The sequence below is a fragment of the uncultured Chitinophaga sp. genome, from assembly GCF_937898475.1.
Classification (GTDB): Bacteria; Bacteroidota; Bacteroidia; order Chitinophagales; family Chitinophagaceae; genus Chitinophaga.
This window is the reverse complement of record NZ_CALEJS010000013.1, coordinates 1-21,047: the sequence shown is the minus strand read 5'-3', so window position 1 is coordinate 21,047 and position 21,047 is coordinate 1. Positions and strand designations below refer to the sequence as shown.

Below are 21,047 nucleotides of genomic sequence, written 5' to 3'. Positions count from 1 at the left end.
ATTTCCGCGGGGCTTTTGAGGTATTTCTATTTTCCGCATGCTAAACCATTGTTATGAAGCTCCCTTTCCTTAAAAAGAAACATCCGGAACAGCCCCGTAAAAAGTCGGTACTACGGGAATGGATAGACGCCGGTGTATTTGCCGTCATCGCCGCTACCCTGATCCGTACTTTTATCTTTGAAGCGTATTGTATTCCCAGCGGTTCCATGGAGAGAACACTGCTGGTGAACAACTACCTGTTTGTAAGTAAGGTAAGCTATGGTCCGCGTATTCCCATTACACCACTGGCGGTGCCCCTGGCAAGGCCTGGATCACCTGGCTGAGTTATGGCGGGGAGGGCTTAAGGTGGAAGCGGTTCTTTAAACAGATAAAGTAACCGGACCGGGAAATTAGTTGTTAATTACTCTGCGAATTCCCAGGCACTCTGGTAAGCGTCCCTGTCTGCCGTGTAGGCAATGAAGTCTTCGTAGAAGGGCAGTTGTGACAGTGTGCCGCTGTCGCCGATCACCACCAGCTTTTTACGGGCCCTGGTCATGGCAACGTTCATACGGCGGATGTCTGACAGGAAGCCAATCTTGCCTTCGGTATTACTCCTGGCCATGCTGATGTATACAATATCACGTTCCTGTCCCTGGAAGCTGTCTATGGTGTTGATGGCGATCCGGTGGCTGTACAGCTGCAGGGCGGTAGCGTGGGGCAGGAGGTCCTGCAGTATCTGTACCTGCTGCCGGTAGGGAGAGATAATGGCGATGCCGGGAAAATTATCCGGCTGGTAATGTGCACTTAGTTCCGCTACCAGCTGCCGCAGGTGCTTAAAGAGAAACGATGCTTCTTCGGGGTTGGTAATGCTGGTGCCTTCATTCTTCTCATCAAAACCGCAGCCGGCGGTATCAATAAAGGAGATCGGCGTATCATTGGCAAAGAGCAGGTGCTGTGCTACGGAGGCATGTGCTTTCAGGCGGTTCTCATAGAACACGGCGGAGGAATAGCCCATGATCATTTCGTGCATGCGATACTGTTCTTCCAGCAGGGTAACTGCTTCCGGGTGCAGGGCCACGCATTTTTCCAGCAGGGTGGTGCTCAGCCCTTTTTGTGCGGCTTCGTTGGATTTGATGGTGGGCGGCAGCTGGAAATGATCGCCTGCCAGCACTACTTTCTGCGCCTTCAGGATGGGTATCCAGCAGGCGGGCTCCAGTGCCTGTCCGGCTTCATCGATCACGACCGTTTTATATTTCCGCTGCCTTACCATGTAGTTGTTGGCGCCTACCAGGGTGGCGGTGATCACCTGTGCTTTATTCAGCAGGTCTTCTATAATATACTGTTCCGTATTTTCAACCTGCTTCATGATATTGCGGGCTTCATCAAACAGCGCCTTACGCTGGTCTCTTTCCGCTTTGCCGAAATTACGCTTGTATTTATGCGCCATGTCGCGGAACTCGCTGGCCTGTTTTTTCAGGCGTTTGATATCCTTCATGCTGTTATGCTCTGCCATTTTACTATCAAGCGTGAGTGACAGCAGGCGGTCTGATACACGGGCAGGGTTGCCTACACGTAGTACGTTCAGTCCTTCGTCAGATAATTTTTCGCTGAGCAGGTCTACCGCTGTGTTGCTCGGCGCTACCACCAGTACCTGTTGGCGTTCCTGCCGGATAGTGGCCTTTATGGCCTGTACCAGGGTAGTGGTTTTGCCGGTACCCGGGGGGCCATGTACAACGGCCACTTCGTTGGCGCACAGTATCCTGTTCACCGCGGCCTGCTGCGAGGCATTCAGGGAGGGGATATTCACAGCAGGAAGATCATCCCGGAAGGTAGCCGGCTTATCGCCTGTCAGTATCCGGATGATGTGGTCGTCCTCATTCTTTTCATAGCGTATTTCCGCCTGTTTAAGGGCGTTTTGCATCTCGTCATAGCTGTTATCATCAAAAAGCAGATCCACCCCTAATTTACCGTCACGGGACCATTCTGGCAGCTCATCTGTGCGCAGGGCAATCTTCATACGGCTGCCGCCCAGGTAAGAGATGGTACCTTCTATATTGTCCTGTTTGGGATCATGGTTGGAGAAGAGCATAACGGATACGCCGCTGCGGAACTGGTGAGACAGGTCCTGGTGCGTGGTACGCTCCACTTCTACGGTCAGGTAGTCGCCACGGCCCAGTTCCGTATCCCGGATGGCGATGGGGTACCAGCACAACCCGTTCTCGCGGCGGGTAGCGATGGAGGAGGATTGGGTCAGCTGCAGGTAAGATTGCCGGTCTTCTTCGCGTTCGATCTTCAGCAGGTCCAGTTGCTTTTTGAAATAGTCCATCCGGCAAAGATAGCGGTTCACAAAAACATTTGCCTGGTCTGCCAGGCTACCCGGCCGGTTTACTATTTTAAAAAATAGTACGCTGCTGATGCCGCTTAGTAAAGCTTTATGGGTAAATTTCCATAAACAAGCCTAGCATGCCAAAGAAGAAGCTTTACCACCTGCTGTTCTTTACGGGTTTTTTGTTGGCCCATACTGCCTTTGCACAAAATAAAGCCATCGGTATTTTTGAGGGGCATACCGATATCGGCAAGGGGGTAAAGCCCGGTGCAGCGGTCTATCATGCTGCAAAGAAAGAGTACGTTATTTCAGGCGCCGGTTATAACATCTGGTTTGATCATGACGAGTTCCAGTTTGTATGGAAAAAGATCAAGGGAGATTTTACCGTTTCTGCCCGTGCTGCTTTTGTGGGCAAGGGGGTGGAACTGCACCGTAAGGTAGGATGGATGGCCCGTAAAAGCCTGGACAGCAGCGCACCGCACGTTAATGCCGTAGTGCATGGGGATGGCCTTACCTCCCTGCAGTTCAGAAGAACGCAGGCAGCCCAGACAGAAGAGGTAAAGTCTTCCATTACCCATGCCGATGTAATACAGCTGGAAAGAAGGGGTAATACCTATACTATGCGCGTGTCGCGGTCCGGCAGGCCTTTTGTTACTACGGAGGTCACTGATATAGACCTGGGAGATGAAATATACGTGGGCCTTTTTGTAGGTTCCCATAACCCTGCCGTGCTGGAGACAGGGGTGTTCCGCGAGGTACGTATTAACACACCCTGATACTATTTTAACAAAAACCCTTTGCCACAAGGATAACACAAGGAGCACACATAGAGAACACAAGCAGAACACTATGAGAAGACTGTTAAAATACCATCTGTAATCTCTATTTTTGCTTTGGAGAGATTACATTGAAAGAAGCTATCAACTATACCGTGATCAATGATGAAGAGGAACGGGACCTGCTTGCGGAAACCGCAGCCGGTAGCTGGGATGCTTTTACCCGTCTTTATGCGCTATTCAGTCCGCTGATCCTCCATTACCTGCACGTCTATCTTCCCGAAAAACAGGATGTTGAAGAAATTGGCCAGGAAGTATTCCTGAAAGTATGGAAGCGCCGTGAAACACTGATCACCGTCCGTTCTTTTAAGAACTATGTCTTTATCATGGCGCGCAATGCCCTCAATGATTTCCTGCGCGCCCGCCAGTCACGCCTGATGCAGCAGGCCGGTTATGAAAGGGATTATGTGCAGCCCCGCAACTACTGCTCTGACGACAAACTACTCACCGATCAATACGAGGCCATTGCGCGCGCCGCGCTGGACGCGCTGCCCGAGAAGCAACGGATGATCTTCCAGCTGCGTATCCGCGAAGAGAAGACCATCCAGGAGATTGCCGACGCAATGGGCATGTCGCTGGGCGGCGTACACAAATCACTGCAGCAGGCCATCGTCACCCTGAAGGAGCACCTGGGCAGACATGGCGTAAGTTTTACACTACTGTTACTGCTTGTTTTTGCCGGCGTTTAAACTTTATTACTCCATCTGAAAAAAAAATCTGGTGGCGCGGTGAAAATTTCTGACCGGCTGCCGTCTTTACTACTATAAGCCATGAACCTGAGCAAAGCAATACAACACCTGGAAGCACTGGCAGCCGGTATGCCGGTGGATGAAGCGCAGGCAGCCGCATTCCGCCACTGGGTATTCAACGAAGCCACGAGCGCAGAGCTGGAACAGCTGGCAGCAGCGCATGAATCACTGCTAATGGCGGCAGGAGGGGCACTGGCATATGATAGCGCAATCGCCCATAATATATTGAACAACCTGCAAGCCTTCCGCGATACAGAAGCGGAAGGTTTAATAGAACAGGAAACGCCAGTGGTGCCCATGCGTTCCCGGCGCAATTACTGGTGGGGAGCAGCTGCCGTATTATTCCTGATACTGGGAGCGGGCGCCATCTGGTTTATGCGCCAGGAAAAAAGCTCACCGGCGCCCCGGGTGGCCGCACAGCCTTTACAGCCCGGGGGCAATAAAGCGCTGCTCACCCTTGCCAACGGGCAGCAGATACAGCTGGATCAGGCGGCTACGGGTCAGCTGGCCAGCGCTGCCGGTGTACATGTAGTAAAGCTGGATAGCGGCCTGATAGCGTACCAGGGCAATAGCGACCTGGTAGAGTACCATCAGCTGTCTACCCCCAGGGGCGGACAATTCAGGATCACGCTGCCGGATGGCACGGGCGTATGGCTGAACTCCGTTTCTTCGCTGCGTTTTCCCAACACCTTCACAGGCAGCAGCAGGGAAGTGGAGCTGAGCGGAGAGGCTTACTTTGAAGTGGCACAACAGCCCGGCCAGCCCTTCATTGTAAAAGCGGGAGCCGTGAAAGTACAGGTGCTGGGCACCTCATTTGATCTCATGGCGTATGAGGATGAAGCGGCTATCCGCACCACGGTATTGACCGGGGCGGTAAGCGTGCAGGCAGAAAAGGCGGCAACTACCCTGGGGCCCGGAACACAGGCCAGCTTATATGATAACAGTACCGCCTTTACCATCAGCCGGCCCAATGTGGAAGAGATCATCGCCTGGAAGAACGGGCAGTTCTGGTTCGGTAAAACCAATATCCGCAGCATCATGCGGCAGCTGACCCGCTGGTATGATATGCAGGTGGTTTACCAGGGCAATGTAGAAAATATATACTTCGAAGGAGTGCTGTCTAAAAAAGGCACAGCGGCTGAACTGCTGGACGCCATTGCAGCCACCGGGGAAGTACATTTCAAAATAACAGGGAGCACCGTAACGGTTATTCCGGGGAAGGAATAAGGGGGGACAAATCAATTGATCAGCAGGAAGCAACCAGGACAGGAAATCAACCAGGATTATTATTAGGTCAACCAAAAGTATCACTATCACTACCAACAAGAAATCTATGTAGAGAAGCGCAACAACCAACCGCTGATCCCGAAAAAAATAGCGGGTCCTGACGGCAATCAGGGCCCGCTGATACGGGATCACTTGCAATGCCTGAAACATTTTTCCGTAAATCCCTAAATGTACAAACGTATGAACTGGATTGTACCTGGTAAAGGTATGCGAAATCTTTCGCTTATTAAATGCTTGCTGATTATGAAATTGATCATTGCCTGTATTTTAGTTGCCTCGCTGCACGTAAGCGCTGAAAGTTTTGGCCAGCGGGTAACAATGGATGTAAAGAACATCCCCATCGCACAGGTGTTCAGAATGCTCAGCGTCCAGACAGGGCACGAATTCCTGTTAAGTCCTGCCGTAACAGAATATACCGCGCCGGTTACCCTGCAGGTGAAAGACATGCGGGTAGATGCCCTGCTCGAAAAGCTCACCACCGAACGCGGTTTACGTTATGAGATCAGGAATAACGTGATCATCATCACACGGAGCGAAACTCCCGCAACAACAACATCTGCAGTAAAACCACCAGATCCGCAGATACTGCTCAGGGGCCGTGTTACTGATATCACCGGTATGCCGCTGCCCGGTGCTACCGTGATGATCAAAGGCACCAAAAGAGGAACGCAGACAGATATCAACGGTTACTTTGAGCTGAAAACAGACCAGGCGGAGAATGCATTGGTGATCACCTATACAGGCTTTGGCGTAGTAACCGTAAAAGCCATTCCAGACAGGGTGATGACCATCCCCCTGAGCCCCTCCACCAATGATCTTGACCAGGTGCAGGTAATAGGATATGGCCGTACCAGTAAACGTTTCAACACGGGCGATGTGGCTACTGTACGAGCAGAAGAGATTCAGCGTAATCCCGTGAGCAATGTATTGTCTGCTTTACAGGGCCGGGTACCTGGCCTGATCATTACACAGAACAGTGGTATGCCCGGCTCCAGCTTTAACATAAATATCAGGGGCCGCAACAGCCTGAATGGCAATGAGCCATTGATTATCATCGACGGCGTGCCTTATCCCTCCAACAGGTTGTCATTGCTGAACCAAACTTTACGCGGAGGCAGCTACCTCGATTATTTCAACCCTGCCGATATTGAGCGGATCGATGTGCTGAAAGATGCGGATGCTACTTCCATTTACGGATCCAGGGGCGCTAACGGCGTTATACTGGTCACCACCAAAAAGGGAAAGCCCGGCAAAACAAGAGTGGATGTAAATATGTACTCCGGTTTTTCTTCTGCCGCTACCGCACCAAAGCTGCTGAACCTTCAGCAGTACCTGGAAATGCGGCATGAAGCCAAACGGAATGATGGCCTGCCGATACTGCCTACAGACTATGACATTAACGGCACATGGGACAGCACCCGCTCTACCGACTGGCAGAAATACTTCCTGAAGAAGAAAGCCTATGTGAACGATGCACAGGTAAGTATATCCGGTGGTGCAGGCAATACCACCTTCCTGATAGGCGGCGGCTATCACCGCCAGACTTCCGTGATGCTGGGCGATGGCGCCGACCGCCGTGCCAGTATGCACTTCAGCACTACCACGGAAACCAATAACAAGAAAGTGATGGTGCAGCTGTCAGGCAACTACAGTTACAACTTCAACAACATACGCGCGGTAGATCTTTCTTCCACCAGTTTGCTGCTGCCTCCCAATGCGCCGCCGGTGCATAACCCGGACGGATCCCTGAACTATTACGAGTTTGGTACCAACAGGAACCCATTGACAGAGCTGGAAAAACGCTATAAGAAAACAGGGCATAACCTGGTAGCGAATGCGTTTATCAGCTATCGCCCCCTGAAAGGACTGGAACTGAAAACCACCCTGGGATATAATAATTCAGATATCAACGAGTTCCTGGGAACGCCCCTTACATACTACTATCCCAATCAGCTGTCCAATCCCAATAACGTGAGTGAAAGCGATTTCAGTGAGTTCAATACAGATACCTGGACAATAGAACCACAGGCGGTTTACACCATTGCCATTGGTAAAGGTGTGCTGGATGCCCTGGCAGGGGCCACTTTCAACAGCACAAAGTCTAACAGCCAGAACATCAGCGCGGTGGGTTTCAGCGATGATGCCCTGCTGGAGAACCCCGCCGCTGCAAATACCACCAGCATCAGTGGCTTCAGCCAATCAGTATATCATTATAATGCGGCGTTTGGCCGTATAAAATATACCCATAACAACCGGTACCTCCTAAGTCTTACCGGCCGCTATGATGGATCCAGCAGGTTTGGTCCGGGCAGACAGTTTCATTTCTTTGGCTCAGCAGGTGTGGGATGGATCTTTACAGAAGAAGCTTTCATTAAGAACAATGTTTCCTTCCTGAGCTTCGGAAAGCTGAGAGGCAGTTATGGTACTACGGGTAATGACCAGATAGGGGACTACAACTTTTATGATCTTTATTCATCCGCAGGTGCTTACCAGAATACACAGGGCCTGTCGGCCAGCCGCCTTTACAATCCAGACCTGCATTGGGAGCTGAACAAAAAGCTGGAAGGCGGTATCGAGCTTGGTTTTCTGAAAGACAGGATCTTCCTGGAGGCGAACTATTATGTGAACCGCGGTTCTGATCAGCTGCTGAGTTATACACTTTCCAACGTAACGGGTTTTTCAGGTATCAACCGCAACTCACCTGCTACCATCCAGAATAAGGGACTGGAAATAACATTACGCACCACCAATATCCGTACAAAGAATTTTACCTGGAGCACCAATTTCAATATTTCAGCCAACCGTAACAAGCTGGTTGAATACCCCAACTTGTCGGGATCTTCAGACGAAAGCAAATATCTGCTCAACCGGCCTGTTGATATTGTACGGGTATACAACTTTGCAGGCGTTGATCCGCAAACAGGCCAGTATACTTTTTATGACAGCAAAGGCAGTATCGTAACAACACCGAATGCAACAACAGACAGAACGGCCATTATCGAGCTTACGCCGAAGTATTTCGGGGGACTGAATAACTCATTCCAGTACAAAGGCTTTTCACTGGATGTGCTGTTCAGCTTCATGAACAGAACAGGCTACAGTGCTTTTGCACAGCAGCAAATGTTTCCGCCGGGATTTATGCTGAATATGACCACCGATGTACTGGCACGCTGGCGGCAGCCCGGTGATATTACCGATATCCGCAGTTATACCACCAGCCTGCTGGGTTTCTTTGCACAGGGCAATGTGCTGAGCAGTACACGTGCTTATGCAAATGCCAGGTATGCGCGTTTGCAGAACCTCTCTCTCGCTTACCAGCTGCCGCAGGCAACATTACTTAAATGGCGCATTTCCGGCCTGCGGGTATACCTGCAGGGACAAAACCTGCTCACCATTTCCAGTTACAGGAATACCGACCCGGAGAACCTGAACTCATCCAGTTTGCCGCCTTTACGTCAGTACACCGGCGGCTTCCAGATCACTTTGTAAAAAGCATGCAACATGAAAAAGAGAACGACATCTATACATACTTCGCTCCTGTATCTTTCCGTTGTCAGCGTGCTGCTGATAACAGGCTTCACCGGCTGTAAAAGCTTTGTGCAGGTAGATCCGCCCATATCAGGTATTACCAGCGCTACCGCTTATGCAACAGATAAATCGGCTTCGGCGGTGGTAACCGGTATCTATGCTGAGATCATGTCGGCCAATACCGCTTTAACACAAGGCACCAGCGGCATTCCCTACCTGATGGGATTGTATGCAGATGAGCTGCAGAACCATGCCGCCAGTAATGTGACCAGGGAGCAGTACTACCAGAACAACCTGCAGAACACAGCTGTTGTTACTCCTTTCTGGAACAGCCTCTATGGTGCATTGTATAATTGCAATGCCGCTGTTGAAGGCATCAGTAAATCGGGCACGCTTAGCCAGCCGGCAAAAGACAGGCTGCTGGGAGAAGCAAAGTTCATGCGTGCCTTTTTATTGTTTTATGCCACCAATCTTTTTGGTGATATACCCATGCCGCTTACTACTGACTACGTCATCAATAACACTATCACGCGGAGCCCGCAGGCAAAAGTGTACGAACAGATCATCGCCGACTTGCAGGAGGCCCAGACACTACTGGATAACGACTATAAGACAGGCGATGGCAATCTTACAGAAGATAAAGCACACCCCAATAAGCAGGCTGCCACTGCATTATTGGCCAGGGTGTACCTGTACGTACAGAACTGGCAGCAGGCGGAAGCGCTTGCGGGCTCGCTGATAGCAGACGGCCGTTATGAGCTGGAAACAGACCTGCTGAAGGTTTTTTTAGCCAACAACAAAGAAGCGATCTGGCAGCTGGCCTTCACCGCTTCTACGAATTTTGCCAATCTTGATATCGATTATTATACCCTTACGCCAGCCTCCGGCCCGGATGCATTCCGCACCGCTACCATGTCTGCCTCCCTGGTAAATGCATTTGAGCCGGGAGATCAGCGCCTCAGCGTATGGGTGGGCCGCAATGATGTAACAGCCACCCCCACCACACCGGGGGGCAGCTTCTGGTACTCCCGCAAGTACAGGGATAAAACGCCCGGCACAGAATACCTGGCGGTGCTCCGTTTGTCAGAACAGCTGCTCATAAGGGCAGAAGCACGCGCACAACAGGGTAACTTAACGGGCGCACAAACCGACCTGGATGCTGTAAGAACAAGGGCCGGACTGCCTGCTGTCACCGCAACTACAAAAGAAGCATTGCTGGCTGCTATCCTCCATGAACGCCAGGTAGAGTTCTTCCTGGAATGGGGCCACCGCTGGTTTGATCTTAAAAGAAGCGGCAAGGCAAACGAGGTAATGAGTGTGGTAACACCGCAGAAGGGCGGGGTATGGAACACTAACTGGCTGCTGCTGCCTGTACCGCAGGCAGAACTGTTGATCAACCGCAACCTGACACAGAACCCGGGATATCCGAGCTGATACATTTATCCCTATACCTGTTGCCTGAACGCAAAACCCAATATTTATAATAGCAATTTCATGTGCAAGAAACATTTTAGCACAGGAGCATGGCTGCTGTGTATGATACTCTTCGTGCTGCCCGCTATGGCGCAGAAGAAAGATGCCGTCAAAAAAACAGATACTACCGGTAAGAAAGTGGATACTTCTGCCCTGGTAAAGGCGCTGCTGGCGCCCAAACCGGATGCGCCGAAGCCTTACAGGGAGATCATTCCCTCCACCGCCATTACGGGCCGTAGTTTCTTTAAAGTGCATAAGGTAGATGAGAAGTATTTCCTGGAGATACCCGACTCTTTGCTGGAACGCGATATACTGGTAGTGGGCCGTATCGCCAAATCGCCGGCAGACCTGCGTTTGCCCGGTGGTATGTTCAGCTTTCCCGGCGACCAGATCGGCGAGTCCGTGATCCGCTTCCAGAAAGTACCGGGTAACCGTATATTCCTGAAGAAGGTCACGTTTAAAGAACGTGCAGCAGACAGCTCTGCCAACGGGCTCTATCGTTCTGTGGCCAACAGTAATATGCAACCCGTACAGGCGGCATTTCCCATCAAAGCGTTGAATGATACCGCTGGCAGCAGCGTGATAGAAGTAACGGACTATATCAACGGCGATAATTCCGTGCTGTTCTTTGATCCTGCTGTTAAGCACCTCACTACCTTAACCATGCAGGCAACAGACCGGTCTTATATCGAAAGTGTGAAAGCATTCCCGATGAACATCGAGATAAAAGCCGTGAAGACCTACAGCACCCGCCCCGCACCGGACGGCTCCACGAAGACTTTCACCTTTGAGCTGAACAGCTCTGTTGTGCTGCTGCCGAAAGTACCCATGCGTGCGCGTTATTTTGACCCCCGTGTAGGTTTCTTTGCAGATGAGTTTACCGACTTTGACGCCAACCCCCAGGGCGTGAAAACAAAGAGCAACATCTGGCGCTGGAGAATAGAGCCGAAACCGGAAGATATGGAACGTTACAGGCGCGGTGAACTGGTAGAGCCCGCACATCCCATCGTGATCTATATCGATCCGCAAACGCCCCGGAAATGGGCGCCCTATCTTATCCAGGGTATCAACGACTGGCAGAAAGCTTTTGAAAAGGCCGGCTTCAAAAATGCCATCATCGGTAAAGAAGCACCTGTGAACGACAGCAGCTGGAGCCTGGAAGATGCGCGGCACTCCGTGCTGGTGTATAAACCATCCAGCATCGCCAATGCCATGGGCCCCAGCATCAAAGATCCGCGCAGCGGCGAAATACTGGAAACACATATCAACTGGTATCATAACGTGATGGATGTACTGCGCAAATGGTATTTCATACAGGCAGGCGCTATTGATCCCAGGGCGCACCAGCTGCAGCTGGATGATGAGCTGATGGGACAACTGATCCGTTTTGTTTCTTCTCACGAGGTAGGGCACACGCTGGGGCTGCGGCATAATTTCGGATCATCGGCCACGGTACCGGTAGACAGCCTGCGTAATAAACAATGGGTGGAAGCGCATGGCCATACGCCTTCTATCATGGACTACGCCCGTTTCAACTATGTAGCGCAACCGGAAGATCACATCGGCGAGAAAGGCATCTTTCCCCGTATTGGCGCCTATGATGAATGGGCCATTGAATGGGGCTACCGTTACATTCCCGGTGCAAAGAGCGCCGAAGAAGAGCGGGATACCCTGAACCGTTGGGTGGTCAGTAAGCTCGCCTCCGGTAAACAATACACATTTGGCATTGAAAGAATTCCCTGGGAGCCCAGAACCTGGCTGGACCCACGCAACCAGAATGAAGACCTGGGGGATGATGCCATGAAAGCCAGCGCCTACGGCATTAAGAACCTGAAACGGATAGAAGCCGGCCTGCTGCAGTGGACGCGCAAGCCCGGTGAGAACTATGATAAGGCAGGAGAGATGTATAAGGAGCTGGTGACGCAATACCAGCGTTATATGGGGCATGTGGCCTCCAACATTGGCGGCATTCTGACCACGCCTAAAACAGTGGAGCAGCCGGGCCCCGTGTATGAAATTACGCCGAAAGCCACACAGAAAAGGGCCATGGCGTTTTTGCAGGAGCAGCTGTTCACCACACCCTTATGGTTAAACGACACGGCATTGTTTGCCGTCACTGATGCAGGCTTCAGTATGGTAGCCGCCGTACAGCAACAGATCCTGTCTGCACTGATGGATGGTAAACTGATCAACCGCATGCTGCAGCAGCAGGAGTATGCACCGCACAAGGTGTACACGGCTGCCGGGATGCTGCAGGATCTGCAGGCAGGTATTTTTTCTGAACTGACAACACATAAACCCATCAGTATATTCAGACGGAACCTGCAAAAAGCTTATGTAGAAAAACTCATCACTTTACTGCCGCCAATGGCAGAGAAGAGCGGCCTGAGCGCCGGCAATGATGGTATTTCAATAGTAAAGGCACATGCTAAAAGACTGGCGGCCGGTATGCAAAGGGCCTCTTTGCTGGTAGCGGAGACCATGTCACGTGAACACCTCCAGGATTTATACGAAAGATTGAATACGGCGTTACATCCCGTAAAGGTAAATTAGAATGGTTGACACAAAAGGAAAATCCCGGCTGCCTTCTGGTAGCCGGGATTATTATTTTAAGCAGGCAGCCTTAGAACCCATACCGGATACCCAGCTGTAACTGCCAGGGATTACCGGATGGTGTGATCACTCCTGTATTGGCATTCACCGCATACACATAGCTTAAGGTACCGGGGTTAAAATCCCTTAAGTTCAGGATATTCTGTTTGTCCAGTGTTTTAGTAGCGCCCCATGATTTATTCAGCAGGTTGGCTACGTTGAATATATCAGCTGAGATCTCAATGAACTGTGCCTTTTTCGCAAAGAAAACCTTCTTGGAGGCACGCAGGTCCCAAACACCATAAAAGCCGTTCACACCGCCATTGCGTTCTGCGATCTTACCTTTGTTCTTAGTGATATAATCCTTCAGGCGCTGATCCGCCAGCGGGTTATCCAGTATGGCCTGGATACCATCGCGTACGGCCTGCGGAACACTGGCATCATTCGGATCGAAAATATAGGCGAGATCGTTAGAGCTGACAAAGTCTCCATTCACATTGCCGTTCACCGCCAGCGAGTAGCGGGTGCCGCCAATACCTGAGTAACGCACGCCCACGCTGAAACCGTAGAAGGTGGGCAGCGTACCATAGAACACGATCTTATGACGGAACTGGTTGTCAGAATAACTCATCCTGCTGAGGTTGCGCGGATCTTCGGGCGTCATCAGCGAGAGGGTAGCCGTGTTGGCCACATCGCCGTTATAGGAAGTATTGTCTTTGGTATCGTTCCATGTATAGCTGAAGGAAAATTCCCCGTCTTTATAATAGCGCCAGGTACCATCTACTACAAAGGCAAACTGGTTCACTTTACCGTCGCTGGTGAGCTCCAGTACGCGGCCAATACGATCGGATTTGCGTCCCATCAGCCAGTTGGCTACGCCATTGGTGGTGTCTATCGTGTTGGCAGGAACGTATACGCCGCGGTTGGCTTCACTGGCCAGGCGGAAGTAAGGCTGGTCTGCCATGTTACGATCCACATACATGTAGTTGTTACGGGCAATGGTGGCAAAGAAGGTTACACCCATTTTAAGACGGTCGGTGATCAGGCGGTTGTAGGAGATATTCGCTTTGTATACCACCGGTATCCTGGCGTCTTTTCCATTCATGTTGATGGTGGCCAGGCGCGGTACGCCTTTGTCGAACAAGTCCCTGCCCGGTGCGCTGGAAGGGTTCTTACGGTAATCGATGAAGTTGGGCGCAGGCACCAGTGCGCCCTGCACATCTACAGAAAGTACTTTGGTGCCATCAAACACCATGTTGTTGATCATGGCGTAGTTGTTGATGTCTGAGCCAAAGATGGCGGCGCCGAAACGCAGGTAGTCCCTGTGCTTTTCGTTGATGTCCCAGTTGAACTGTATACGTGGCTGTACCTGGAAAGTGCGCAGGGAGCGGTCTGTTTGCAGGCCAAGATCTTCCTGCACCAGCTGGTTAGCATTCGGTTTGTTCAGGTAGGTGGTGTAATCAGCGCGGATACCGGCAATCATTTCAAAGCCCCTGAACAATTGTGTCTGCATCTGTGCATATAAAGCCCCGCTCAGGATGCCCTGTTTTACGCTAGGGTCATCCTGCATAGCTACTTCGCGTGCGTAGCGGTAAGGTTTCAGGCTGTCAAACTTCTCGATGCCCCTGAAGTAGAAGCGGCCATTCATTTCACTGCCGTACAGGGAATTCATATGGCTGTACATCAGGTCTGCGCCGAAGGTGTAATTTGCCTTGTTGGTATTGTAGTACACGTTATTTACCAGCTGGAATACATTGTTGTAGAAGTGCTCCGGTGAATAACGTTGTCCGCCCAGCTGTATGGTAGTTAGGGCAGGCTTGCCGTCTATGTTGGAGCTTACCTGCTCAACGATAGCGCGTGGTATATTTTCAGCAGGCAGCTGATCGCCAGGTGTACTTTCCTCAAACGTATAGAGGTGTTGTACTTTCAGTTCGTTGGTCAGCCGCGGACTTACCGTTGTTCGCAGGGTGGCCAGTAAACTGTTGTTCCAGGCATGTGCATCTGCATATACTTCGTACAGTTCGATGGCGCTGTTGTCGTCACGCCCTAACGGAGCACGGTCATTGATATAGTTGTTGCGGATGGTGAGCAGGTTCTTTTCATTCAGCTGCCAGTCTACCCGTGCAAAAGCGGCGTCTGTGTTTCTTTTCTTGTTGAAGGAGCCGAACTGCGGAGCGTTTGATACGCCATATTTGCTGCGGGCAATACCCAGGAACTGGTCCAGCGTACTTTGTGTAACATTCAGTCTTCTTTCGTCTGCAGGCGATTGTATATCCGCTAACAGCAGCGGGCGTGCATCCGCCTGGTGATCCCATGCTATAAAGAAATGCGCTTTGTCTTTAATGATAGGGCCGCCCAGCGAGAAACCATATTGATAGGTAGAGAAATCGTTCTGGCGTTTGTTGCCCCTGATATCATTCGGGCTGGATAATTCATCTGCCCTGGCAAACATAAAGGCGCTTCCGGAGAAAGTGTTGGTGCCTGATTTGGTAACGGTGCTGATAGTGCCGCCGCCGCTGCGGCCGTAGGTTACATCATACTGGTTGGTCACCACTTTGAATTCGCGGATCGCCTCCATGGAGATGGCGTAAGGGCCGCCGATACGGGTATTGGTACCTGCGCTGGAAGTAGGGTTCTTTGCAGAAGTACCGTCAATGGTAATGTTGGTAGAGGAGCCCAGTTGCCCGGAGAGGTTGTTGCCACTGCTCAGGGGAGACAGGTCTATCAGCGAGGTGAAGTTACGGCCGTTCACCGGCAGTTTGGCGATGTCGCGTGCGGTAACGGTGGTGGCTGCTCCAAAGTTATCCGCTTTGTTGCGGAGGGAGGAGGCAGATACGGTTACTTCGTTCATGCTGACGGAAGCAGACTTCAGGGCAACATTCACCCGCAGCACATCGCCCTGGTTAAGCGCATAGCCTGTTTGTTTCTGTTCTGCATAGCCAATGAAGGAAGTAGTAACCGTGTAAGGTCCGCCCAGCGGCAGTTCCCTGAAGGTGTACTCACCTTTTGCATTGGTGATGGTGCGGCTGGTAAAGCCGGTAGATTCATTGCGCACCAGTACGGATGCTCCCGGGATCACCTGTCTGGATTCATCTGATACCACGCCAAAGATAGATGCCTGGGTGGTTTGTGCGTGCAGCGAAATACTGATAAAACTGCATAGAATACTACAGAATAGTAGGTTGACAACGTTTTTCATAGCGCGAAATTAATATGGTGTCTACGCGGATACTATAGCCGCGTAAATCGTTAACAAAAAGTTCATCTTAAGAATAACAATGGACCGTGTAAAGAAGAGTATGCTACATTAGTACTATCTCAAAGATAGCAGTAATTTTTATTTTTTGCCATACAATAGTACTAACAGCCCGCAGCAACGACTAGGGAAGTATTGAGCTCAAAATAATCATCATCCGTTTAACCGAAAACCGAAACTTACCTATGAAGACCTTTACTCATTGCCCGAAAAGCTCCGTTGCTCGACGCTTTTCACAAAGTATACTGGCAGTCTTACTGCTTTTAGTAATTACCTTTTCTGCCCGTGCCCAGCAGTTTGCGGATGTAATGACGGCTGCAGAATGGGATGTGTTCTTCCCGCACCGTTATAACCCCGACGATCGTACGGGGAGTGGTACATTGCCCAATACACCTGCAAAGGATTTTTATTCTTACGCCAATTTCGCGGAAGCGGTACGCCGTATGGCTAATATTAAGATCATCTCTGAACGCCGTTGCGGCACCAATGCCTACCGGCTTACCAGGGTGGATAAGACCACCGGTGCAACGGTGGTGATCCGTACCGATGCAGATTTTAACACCTCCGCTGCTTCCATCATCACAGCAACCATAGACTATGGTACCTTTGCGGCAGAAGGCGATCTGGCGGCCCGCAAGCGTGAGCTGATGGCTTTCCTGGCCAACATCTCGCAGGAGACTACCGGCGGCTGGCCTGCTGCGCCCGGCGGACAATACGCCTGGGGCTTATACTTCCGGGAGGAGGTAGGCTATGAGGGCACCTCCAATATTGGTTACCGTGACGAGAACAATGCACTGTATCCGCCTGCACCCGGTAAATCTTACCACGGCCGCGGACCCATCCAGCTGAGCTATAACTATAATTACGGACAAGCCAGTGAGTTTATCTTTGGCGATAAGAACGTATTGCTGGCCAATCCCGAGAAAGTGATCCAGGAAGGTGTGATCGCATTCCAGACAGCGATATGGTTCTGGATGGCGCAGCAGTATCCCAAGCCATCCTGCCATGATGTAATGATCCCCGGTAAGTGGACGCCTGCTGCAGAACAAACCGCCATTGGCCTTAAGCCAGGTTTTGGCGCCACGGTCAATATCATTAACGGCGGTATAGAATGCGGTAGCGGAACAGAGAACGCCAAAGTACTAAGCCGCATTGGACATTATCAGCGCTATACGGGTTTGAAACAGGTAAGCCTTGAGCTGGATGGCGGTAACAATCCGGTTAACTGCGGTTGCGCCAATATGGGCCGTTTTGCGATAGATAATGCGGAGTGCAGCAAGATCACTTCGTTGTCGTTCACTGCTCCTGCCAACGGCATTTTAAGCGTTACGTCATTGTCGCCGGTAACGCTCAGTGTTGCAAAGAATGATCCGCGTAATGAGATCACACAGGTGTTCATCAATATTGACGGGCAGCGTTTAGCCGGTACTTCCGTACAATGGACGCCCGGTGCGTATAAGTCGTATACCGCTACGGCAGTGGGTATACGTCCCGGTAAGGATTCCGTTGTCAGCACCGTTACATTCGCCGTATGGAACAGCCAGACACTGGAAGGATGTGCTTACCTGCCTTTGTGGGATGCTACCAAAACCTATACCAGCGCCGGTAACATTGTGCGCTATAACAACGTCATTTACCGCAATCAATGGTGGGCTGGTGCGGGCGATGTACCGGGTACCAACACTACCTGGGCGGCAGCAGGTACCTGCAATGGAAATGGCGGAGATGGCGGTGGTAATGGTCAGACATGCGGCAGTGTGCCCGGCTGGACGCAGGGAGGCATCTATACCGCGGGCAGCGAGGTGGCCTACAACGGAAAGATCTATAAAGCAAAATGGTGGACACAGGGTGATCGCCCTGATCAAAACGCAGGAGATGGTCAACCCTGGCAGTTTGTGAGCATTTGCAGTGCAGCTGCTCCTGCACTGGTTACCAATGCTGCGGTGGCGTATGATGACGTGAAGGGAGTTACGCTGAAAGTTTTTCCGAATCCTGTAACAGGTAATACATTACAGGTAGCGTTAAATACAGCCGCTGCGCAAAAACTGCGTGTAGTCGTGCTGGATGCCGTTAGCGGACAACCGGTATTGCAACGGCAGTATGTGCCATCCGGTAAAAACGGGCAGCAGTTGCAGGTAGACATGAGCCATGTGCCAACCGGGATATGGATATTGCAGGTGAATGATGAGCGGGGCGTGAAGGTAGGTGCTGCCAAAATTGTACGATTGCAGTAGGCTGCTGCCAGCAGATTTAAGAGGCCGTTTCCTGTTGAGATAAAGGCAGGGGGCGGCCTTTTTGATGCAGGGCGTTTGTCATTGAATAGTCTTTAGCTAATTAACTATTCTGGACATAAATGCTTAAATTCACGTCCTCATTTCAAACCATCACGTACAACAATATTCTATGGAACCAAAGAGAGCCGGGTCAAAGTTTATGATCCGTTCCAGCCGTGCAGACTTAGCTGACACCAGTACTGGCCCCTATCTTGTTGTGGACTACTCCGGCAACAGGCCAGGTACCCCCATTACCCAAGTATGGAACGACAAGGGCAGTGGTGCGGTGTACAGCGTTGCTATCTACCGTGTGGATCCCCAGGAGGGCTATTATATCTTCGGTGATTATGCCCAGGGTGATTATGATCCCCTTAGCGTAACTTTGCCTGTTATTTCCGTAGTAAATGACGATCCGTATGATCCCCTGCTGGTTCCGCCAACGGGTTATCTTATGATGTGGTCTACCACCGGTACGGATAGTGATGCCGCTGGTTCCATCTGGCAGCCGGAGGCTCCTACCGGTTATGTTGCACTGGGGTGGGTAGCGCAGGCGGGCCTTTCGACGCCCAGCGTCAGCAACTATATGTGCGTACGGGAAGATTTCCTGCAGATAACCCAGGACGCCCCCGTTTTCATCTGGGACGATCGCCGGTCTGGCGCAGAGAAAAGCATCGCGCTCTATGGGCCGGATTACTCCAATGAATATGCACCGGTATCATTTATCGGTCAGTCCAATTATAATAGCTTCGATGGCACGATATATTATTTTAATGACAGGGTACAGATCTTACCGTACTAGATAACTACTCTACACCTAAATATGTAAATTCATTCGCTCATTTCAAATTATGTACAACAGTATTCTATGGAACCAATAAAAACCGGATTGAAATTCATTGTCCGATCCAGTCGTCCGGACCTGGCTGAGGCCTCGAATGCTCCCTATATCGTTGTCGGGATGGGTGGCGGCCCTGGTCCTTATACTCCCAGCGAGATATGGAACGATAAAGGCAGCGATGCGGTTTACAGCGTTAGCATCTACCGGGTGCCCACCCCTGAGAACTATTTTATCATCGGTGATTATGCCGTGAGTGGTTATGAGTTTGATCCTGAGATCATGGATATTATTTACGCGGTAAATGAAGATCCTGATGATCCCGTACTGCTGCCGCCTACGGGTTATACAATGATGTGGTCTACCTCCGGTACGGATAGTGATGCCGAAGGCTCCATCTGGCAGCCGGTGGCCCCCACGGGTTATGTAGCGCTGGGATGGGTAGGGCAGGCAGGTCTTTTGGAGCCGGGCCTCAGCAACTATATGTGCGTACGGGCAGATTTTCTGCAGGTATTCAATGGCACACCTGCATTTATCTGGGATGATCGCAGGTCTGGCGCAGATATGAGCATTGCGCTTTACACACCGGGGAATGCTGTTCATACTGCGCAACTGACATTTACCGGCCAGCCTAATTATGATAGCTTCAATGGTATTATTTATGTTTTTAATGACAGGATACAGGCGCCGCCGGAATAGCGGGGGGAGAGCGTTTAACGCTGGTTAAAAAATGAAAAGGGTATTCCAGGCGGAGATAGGGAAGGAGATCGGTATTAACGGAGATGTCTATGGTAAATATGAACGCAATGAAATTCGTCCCACTATTGAGATGGCAGTAAAAATCTCCGAAGCGCTGGAAGATTCTTTAGACTACCTGGCAGGCAAAGCTGATATGCTCCTGGATAATGAGTCCATCAAACGCATTCAGGATGTTTCCAAATTACCTGAAGTTGAACGCAATTACGTATATGCAATGCTTGATGCGTTTATTACTAAATGAAGGTGCAAGGAGTACTATATTAACAACAAAGCCAGGTTAAAAAACCTGGCTTTGTTACGCAATTTATTTTTAATGATGTGGTATAGAAACAACACAATATGTGCCTGATAGGACATTCATTAATACCGCAAAAACAACTACTTTAATAAAGAACTTGGTATTTAAGCTTTCACTATTATCCGAGGCATGTCGATAGAATATAATATAAAACAAGGTATAAATTACATTAAGACATAACAAATAAAATAATCCAAACGGCAGCATAAAAAAATTCACAGAAGCACTATTAAAAAACTTCATAAGCACCATGCAAAGCACACCTGTTGTGACTGTATAAATGTTAAATTGCAATCTATGTGATTCCCACCATTTCTTTATATCCTTATTCATATATCTTCTCATAATAATAACTGATATTAAAAACCTATTTCAATAACAACCGCTTACAATAGATGTATTAAAGCCACAAAACTTCCCACAATAAATACTAGTACTCCTGATATTAAACAAAAACATATCCACCTCCATTTTCTGCTTTCGTCTCTTGGCATCTTTTCAAATTCCTTGAAATAAACTAAGTATTTATCTTTCTTAAACAATGCCAAATGATTTATCAAAGCAGAGGGTCCCACTAATAAGGAAATAAATAGTATTTTATAGGAAGTATTCCCCCAAATATATTGTATAAGTGAAGCTCCTATAAATGCCTGTAAAAAGTTAAATATACCATACTCAAATAGAACTACCAGCCCCCGATCTGGATTCCAGCAATATTTGCATTATTACCCCATTGTGGGTTATTTATTGAATCCCTGGCTACTTTCTGTATTTTTTTGTCTAGACATACTCCTTTTCTCCGTAAGGTCGCGGTAGACAGCACCTATGATTTTGTTGAGGTAGGTGTTACTTTTGT

General features: G+C 50.1%; 13 protein-coding genes. 11 read left to right on the top strand and 2 right to left on the bottom strand.

From position 1 onward, the window contains the following. Positions 1-53: 53 nt before the first annotated feature. On the top strand, positions 54-323 hold the full coding sequence (locus Q0577_RS05665) for a S26 family signal peptidase (RefSeq protein WP_298733593.1): 270 nt from the start codon (positions 54-56) through the stop codon (positions 321-323). Positions 324-400: 77 nt separating this feature from the next. Here the strand turns inward: Q0577_RS05665 and Q0577_RS05660 are convergent, their stop codons facing one another. Beyond that, entirely contained in the window at positions 401-2,305 is a 1,905-nt protein-coding gene (locus Q0577_RS05660; protein ID WP_298733591.1) for an AAA domain-containing protein, read from the bottom strand. Between the two features lie 137 nt (positions 2,306-2,442). Here Q0577_RS05660 and Q0577_RS05655 point away from each other — a divergent pair, with 137 nt between their 5' ends. From Q0577_RS05655 to Q0577_RS05630, 6 genes are all read left to right on the top strand, one after another. Then, the gene (locus Q0577_RS05655; RefSeq protein WP_298733590.1) at positions 2,443-3,081 is read left to right on the top strand and encodes a hypothetical protein; all 639 of its coding nucleotides are present in this window, start codon (positions 2,443-2,445) and stop codon (positions 3,079-3,081) included. Between the two features lie 131 nt (positions 3,082-3,212). After that, positions 3,213-3,830, top strand: a complete 618-nt coding sequence (locus Q0577_RS05650) for a sigma-70 family RNA polymerase sigma factor (protein ID WP_298733588.1) — start codon at positions 3,213-3,215, stop codon at positions 3,828-3,830. 81 nt (positions 3,831-3,911) lie between these two features. Beyond that, a complete protein-coding gene (locus Q0577_RS05645) occupies positions 3,912-5,117 on the top strand; it encodes a FecR family protein (RefSeq protein ID WP_298733586.1) in 1,206 nt (401 codons plus the stop codon). A 303-nt stretch (positions 5,118-5,420) separates the two neighbouring features. Continuing rightward, on the top strand, positions 5,421-8,666 hold the full coding sequence (locus Q0577_RS05640; protein ID WP_298733584.1) for a SusC/RagA family TonB-linked outer membrane protein: 3,246 nt from the start codon (positions 5,421-5,423) through the stop codon (positions 8,664-8,666). A gap of 12 nt (positions 8,667-8,678) precedes the next feature. Further along, positions 8,679-10,139, top strand: coding sequence for a RagB/SusD family nutrient uptake outer membrane protein (locus tag Q0577_RS05635; protein WP_298733582.1), 1,461 nt, complete (start codon positions 8,679-8,681; stop codon positions 10,137-10,139). 60 nt (positions 10,140-10,199) lie between these two features. Further along, the gene (locus Q0577_RS05630) at positions 10,200-12,731 is read left to right on the top strand and encodes a zinc-dependent metalloprotease (protein ID WP_298733580.1); all 2,532 of its coding nucleotides are present in this window, start codon (positions 10,200-10,202) and stop codon (positions 12,729-12,731) included. Positions 12,732-12,801: 70 nt separating this feature from the next. Here the strand turns inward: Q0577_RS05630 and Q0577_RS05625 are convergent, their stop codons facing one another. Further along, positions 12,802-15,969 (bottom strand): carboxypeptidase regulatory-like domain-containing protein, encoded by a 3,168-nt coding sequence (locus Q0577_RS05625; protein WP_298733578.1) that lies wholly within the window; start codon positions 15,967-15,969, stop codon positions 12,802-12,804. A gap of 242 nt (positions 15,970-16,211) precedes the next feature. Here Q0577_RS05625 and Q0577_RS05620 point away from each other — a divergent pair, with 242 nt between their 5' ends. From Q0577_RS05620 to Q0577_RS05605, 4 genes are all read left to right on the top strand, one after another. Next, the gene (locus tag Q0577_RS05620) at positions 16,212-18,260 is read left to right on the top strand and encodes a glycoside hydrolase family 19 protein (protein ID WP_298733575.1); all 2,049 of its coding nucleotides are present in this window, start codon (positions 16,212-16,214) and stop codon (positions 18,258-18,260) included. 169 nt (positions 18,261-18,429) lie between these two features. Further along, positions 18,430-19,098 (top strand): Vps62-related protein, encoded by a 669-nt coding sequence (locus tag Q0577_RS05615; protein WP_298733573.1) that lies wholly within the window; start codon positions 18,430-18,432, stop codon positions 19,096-19,098. 66 nt (positions 19,099-19,164) lie between these two features. Next, complete coding sequence (locus Q0577_RS05610; RefSeq protein ID WP_298733571.1) at positions 19,165-19,833, top strand: Vps62-related protein; 669 nt, start codon at positions 19,165-19,167, stop codon at positions 19,831-19,833. 31 nt (positions 19,834-19,864) lie between these two features. Next, complete coding sequence (locus tag Q0577_RS05605; protein ID WP_298733569.1) at positions 19,865-20,134, top strand: helix-turn-helix transcriptional regulator; 270 nt, start codon at positions 19,865-19,867, stop codon at positions 20,132-20,134. Positions 20,135-21,047: the final 913 nt, after the last annotated feature.

Excerpts from the sequence above, each read along its gene's own strand:
- Q0577_RS05665 (WP_298733593.1), top strand. The coding sequence starts at position 54 with ATGAAGCTCCCTTTCCTTAAAAAGAAACATCCGGAACAGCCCCGTAAA.
- Q0577_RS05660 (WP_298733591.1), bottom strand. The coding sequence starts at position 2,305 with ATGGACTATTTCAAAAAGCAACTGGACCTGCTGAAGATCGAACGCGAA.
- Q0577_RS05655 (WP_298733590.1), top strand. The coding sequence starts at position 2,443 with ATGCCAAAGAAGAAGCTTTACCACCTGCTGTTCTTTACGGGTTTTTTG.
- Q0577_RS05645 (WP_298733586.1), top strand. The coding sequence starts at position 3,912 with ATGAACCTGAGCAAAGCAATACAACACCTGGAAGCACTGGCAGCCGGT.
- Q0577_RS05640 (WP_298733584.1), top strand. The coding sequence starts at position 5,421 with ATGAAATTGATCATTGCCTGTATTTTAGTTGCCTCGCTGCACGTAAGC.
- Q0577_RS05635 (WP_298733582.1), top strand. The coding sequence starts at position 8,679 with ATGAAAAAGAGAACGACATCTATACATACTTCGCTCCTGTATCTTTCC.
- Q0577_RS05630 (WP_298733580.1), top strand. The coding sequence starts at position 10,200 with ATGTGCAAGAAACATTTTAGCACAGGAGCATGGCTGCTGTGTATGATA.
- Q0577_RS05625 (WP_298733578.1), bottom strand. The coding sequence starts at position 15,969 with ATGAAAAACGTTGTCAACCTACTATTCTGTAGTATTCTATGCAGTTTT.
- Q0577_RS05620 (WP_298733575.1), top strand. The coding sequence starts at position 16,212 with ATGAAGACCTTTACTCATTGCCCGAAAAGCTCCGTTGCTCGACGCTTT.
- Q0577_RS05615 (WP_298733573.1), top strand. The coding sequence starts at position 18,430 with ATGGAACCAAAGAGAGCCGGGTCAAAGTTTATGATCCGTTCCAGCCGT.
- Q0577_RS05610 (WP_298733571.1), top strand. The coding sequence starts at position 19,165 with ATGGAACCAATAAAAACCGGATTGAAATTCATTGTCCGATCCAGTCGT.
- Q0577_RS05605 (WP_298733569.1), top strand. The coding sequence starts at position 19,865 with ATGAAAAGGGTATTCCAGGCGGAGATAGGGAAGGAGATCGGTATTAAC.